A 4,036-nucleotide genomic window follows, 5' to 3' on the forward strand; every position below is an offset into this window, starting at 1 on the left:
AATATGTGATCATGGCGGTAACGAAGGTGGGTAAAGGAACCGTGTTTGCCGTAGGAGACCCCTGGTTTTACAACGAATATGTAGATGGAAAGAGATTGCCATCGTCTTACCAGAACCTCGAAGCAGCAGCAGACCTTACGCAGTGGCTGATAGCAGCTGTTAGCCGTTAGCTTTTAGCTTTTAGCAAAATGCAGCGAAATACACTATTTGTTAATCTTCGCTGCATTTTGCTAAAAGCTAAAAGCTAACTGCTAAGAGCTTAAAAAATTCAAATTTCTCCGGATGCCGGCAAACTTACTTCGCTTAAGGGGAGAGTGGCGGAAGATGTTTTTAAAAGCCTCTTCTGTCAGCTCTTCCCAGTCGCGGGTAGAAAAGTTGAGGATGGCAGGTACCGGGCTAAACTCCGCCTCCTGGTGCGCTTTGGAGAAACGATTCCAGGGACATACATCCTGGCAGGTATCACAACCAAACATCCAGTCGTCAAACTGCCCCTTCATCTTATCAGGGATCAGCTGATCCTTCAGCTCTATGGTAAAGTAAGAAATACATTTACTGCCATCTACCACACCCGGCGCTACCAGCGCCTCCGTAGGACAAGCATCCAGGCACCGCGTACAGGACCCGCAATAGTCGCCCACCGGGCCATCATACTCCAGCTCAATATCCGTAATAAGGGTAGCAATAAAGAAAAAGGAACCCGCCTGCTTGTGGATCAGGTTTCCGTTTTTTCCTATCCAGCCAAGACCGCTACGCTTGGCCCAGGCACGCTCCAGCACCGGCGCGGAATCCACGAATCCACGCCCCTGTACCGGCCCTATACGCTCCTGCATCCGCAGCAACATCGTTTTCAACCGGGCCCGGATCACCTCATGATAATCATGACCATAAGCATACTTGGAAATGCGCGGTGCATCCGCCCGCTGCTGCTCGGAAGGAAAGTAGTTAAACAACAAGGTAATCACCGACTGCGCGCCGTCTACCAGCTTCCGCGGGTCTATCCGCTTGTCGAAATGATTTTCCATATACTGCATGTTACCATGCATACCCTTATTCAGCCAGGTTTCCAGCCGCCGCGCATCATCATCCAGTTGCACCGCTTTCGCAATGCCACAGTGATCAAATCCTAACTCTTTTGCCAGCTCTTTTATGAATAAAGTATGGGTCATTACCGCGAAATTACGTGAATTTTTATACCTTAGCCCCGCATATTATCCCTATGCTATTACTGTATGCGCTATAGCTTTGTTATACTCACCTGCCTGGTAGGCAGTTTGTTTTCCCTATGTGCGGTTGCCCAGGAGGGTGTTAAAATGAAATTCGGAAAAGTTACCAAAGAAGAATTTACCGTTAAAAAATTTGAACAGGACACCGGCGCTCATGCCATCGTACTGGCTGAAATTGGCTCCTCTGCTTTTGAATCAGATGGTAGTGACCTGCGACTCGTTTACAAAGTCCACCGCCGTATTAAGATCGTCGACGCAAACGGCTATGATGCTGCAACGGTAGAAGTACCCCTCTACAAATCCGACACTAAGGAGGAGAAATTGCAGAACCTGAAAGCCACCGCCTATAACCTGGAAAACGGTGAAATAGTGGAAACGAAGATGGACAGCAAAAATGTGTTCAGCGACAAACTGGATAAAGCCATCATGGTAAAGAAATTTACCTTGCCCGCCGTAAAAGCAGGTACTATCATTGAATACGCTTATACCATTACCTCGCCTTATTACAGCCACCTGCGCGCCTGGGATTTTCAGGGCGATTACCCGCGACTGTGGAGCGAATACAGCGTGGCTATCCCGGAATATTTCGACTACATGCTCATCCCGCAGGGATTTGAGCAGTTTGTAGTGAAAACAAAAGACTTCACTCGTTCTACTTTTACTTTCCGCAATGAAGAGCATGGCGCATCGGGCCCTTCTCAAATGGTGACCGTAACACCCAGTATCACCGTCTATAAATGGGCATTGAAAGATGTACCTGCTATTCATGATGAAAGTTTTATCACCACCACAGATAACTATATCAGCCGGGTGGAATTTCAATTGTCGGCTTACAACTGGCCCGGTGAGCCACGTAAACCAGTGCAAAGTACCTGGGAAGAACTGATGAAGGATATGATGAAAGATCCGGAAATGGCAGGGGCTCTCGATAAATATAATAACTTCTTCGCCAATACTGTAGAGGACCTGGTGAAGGATGCCAAAACAGATAAGGAAAAAGCACAGAAAATATTTACCTGGGTACGGGATAACTTTACCTGCACCAGCCATCGTGGTTTGTGGCTGAAAAGATCGCTGAAGACCGTCTTCAACGCAAAGAATGGGGATGTAGCAGAAATAAATATCCTGCTGGTAGCCATGCTGAAAAAAGCAGGACTTTTTGCGGCGCCGGTATTACTCAGCACCCGTAACAACGGTTATGTGTACCAGTTTTATCCTTTATATACCCGCTTTAACTATGTTATTGCCGGCGTGAATCTGGGAGAAGAATACATTACACTGGATGCCTCAGAACCGCTGCTGGGCTTCTGCAAGCTGCCACCATCCTGCTATAACGGTGCTGCCAGAACTGTAGATGATTTAGCTACTCCCGTTTTCCTCGGGGCAGATTCACTGAAAGAACAAAAATTCACCAGCGTGATGTTAGGTAAAATCGAAAATGGTATGATCAACGGCTCCTTCATGCAACGCCCTACCTACTTCGAATCCTATGCGGTGCGCACCGCCATTAAGGAGAAAAGCGAAGCCGAATATTTTAAACAGATTGCTAAAGGTTATACCGGCGATTTAGAGCTGGAGAATAAAGTAGTGGAAGACCTGAAAGACCTGGAATCACCGGTAATGGTCAAGTATGAGTTTAAAATGCAGGTAGGGAATGAAGATGTATTATACATCAACCCAATGTTAGGCGAAGCCTTTAAACACAATCCTTTTAAATCGATGGATCGCAAATTTCCGGTGGAGATGAACAGCGTATCCGATGAAGTATATTCCTTTAATATGGATGTGCCGGAGGGTTACGTGGTAGACGAATTACCCAAACCTACCATCGCCAACTTCAATGAACGCGAAGGGCTATTCCAGTATCTTATTCAACAACAGGAGAATCATATTCAGCTACGCTGCCGCATAAAATTAAGCAAAGCTAATTTTGAACCTGAGGACTATGCCGTACTGCGTGAATTTTATGACATGATCGTGAAGAAAGAAGCAGAACAAATTGTCTTAAAAAAGAAAAAATAAAATATGCGCAAGCTATTGATAATAGGCACCGGGTTATTGCTGGCATTAGCCGCACAACCAGTGCTGGCAGGAGATCCGGTGTATCCCGCTAAAAATATTCCCGCCGCCCTGAAAGAAAATGCACATATCGTAAAAAGACTGGATGAAACAACCGTTAAGGTAAACGACTTGTCGGATGTTCGCATCACCTATCACAGCATCGTGACAGTGCTGGACGAAGCCGGCGCAGCAGCAGCACGTTTCTCCGCATACTACGACCAACTCAGAGATATCCGCTCGGTCAGTGGAGCATTGTACGATGCAAATGGTGAACTGGTAAAACGCCTGAAACAAAGCGATATCAGGGATATCAGCGCGGTAGATGATGGCTCGCTGATGACAGACGACCGCATGAAACTGCATCAGTTCTATTATAACGTATATCCTTATACGGTAGAATATGCGGTGGAACTCCGGTTCAATACTACCGCCTGGTTGCCAGGGTGGCAACCGCAAGAAGGTATCGACTGCACGGTAGAGCAAAGTAAATTCACCGTAACGGTACCGTTGGACTTTGCCTTGCGCTATCGCAGTTATCTGTATAATGGAGAGCCCGTGGCAGTAACTGACAAAAGTTCAAAGACCTACACCTGGGAAGTAAAACAACTGGCCGCACTAAAAGAGGAAATAAATCCGGATGAATTTTATCGCCGGACACCCAGCGTTTTTCTCGGGGTTACTGACTTTGAAATGGAGCGTTATAAAGGCAACATGAGCACCTGGAAGGACTTTGGCAATTTTATTTATAAACT

Annotated in this window: 3 protein-coding genes; 2 read left to right on the top strand and 1 reads right to left on the bottom strand. The window is 46.5% G+C overall.

The features are described 5' to 3' along the window. Positions 1–251: 251 nt before the first annotated feature. On the bottom strand, positions 252–1,166 hold the full coding sequence (gene queG / locus VIP81_RS04565) for a tRNA epoxyqueuosine(34) reductase QueG (protein ID WP_331957294.1): 915 nt from the start codon (positions 1,164–1,166) through the stop codon (positions 252–254). Positions 1,167–1,229: 63 nt separating this feature from the next. Between queG and VIP81_RS04570 the strand changes: the two genes are divergently transcribed. Both VIP81_RS04570 and VIP81_RS04575 read left to right on the top strand, forming a co-directional pair. After that, positions 1,230–3,245, top strand: a complete 2,016-nt coding sequence (locus tag VIP81_RS04570; protein WP_331957295.1) for a transglutaminase domain-containing protein — start codon at positions 1,230–1,232, stop codon at positions 3,243–3,245. 3 nt (positions 3,246–3,248) lie between these two features. Continuing rightward, positions 3,249–4,036, top strand: a 788-nt coding sequence (locus VIP81_RS04575; protein WP_331957296.1) for a DUF3857 domain-containing protein, incomplete at its 3' end; no start/stop codon positions are given.

Origin of the sequence: Chitinophaga sp. (genome assembly GCF_036566945.1) — a bacterium.
GTDB lineage: Bacteria > Bacteroidota > Bacteroidia > Chitinophagales > Chitinophagaceae > Chitinophaga.

Bases quoted from the DNA above. Each gene is read 5' to 3' on its own strand.
- VIP81_RS04570 (WP_331957295.1), top strand. From the start codon at position 1,230: ATGCGCTATAGCTTTGTTATACTCACCTGCCTGGTAGGCAGTTTGTTT.
- queG (WP_331957294.1), bottom strand. From the start codon at position 1,166: ATGACCCATACTTTATTCATAAAAGAGCTGGCAAAAGAGTTAGGATTT.